The sequence below is a fragment of the Pseudomonas tremae genome, assembly GCF_001401155.1.
In the GTDB taxonomy this organism is placed as follows: domain Bacteria; phylum Pseudomonadota; class Gammaproteobacteria; order Pseudomonadales; family Pseudomonadaceae; genus Aquipseudomonas; species Aquipseudomonas tremae.
In genome coordinates this window covers 1-212 of sequence record NZ_LJRO01000045.1, presented here as the reverse complement: position 1 = coordinate 212, position 212 = coordinate 1, and the positions used below count along the sequence as shown (strand labels likewise).

Sequence of the window (212 nt, the reverse complement as noted above, 5' to 3'; positions counted from 1 at the left end):
CTGAGCAAATGGCCCGACACACCGCACTGCGCGGACGCCGCCAACGCACTGGCCTTGAGGCTGGCCAATGATCGCAACTTGCGCTACGTCCTCAAACCGCAAGAATTCGGAAACACATTGAATGCCCTGAGCAAATGGCCTGACACGCCGGACTGCGCGGACGCTGCCAACGCGCTGGCCTCGCGGCTGGCCGACGAGCGCGGTTTGCGCAA

At 63.7% G+C, this 212-nt stretch carries 1 protein-coding gene; it reads left to right on the top strand.

The window, feature by feature from the left end:
• On the top strand, positions 1 to 212 hold a 212-nt coding region (locus tag ALO43_RS30610; RefSeq protein WP_162235568.1), incomplete at both ends, for a hypothetical protein.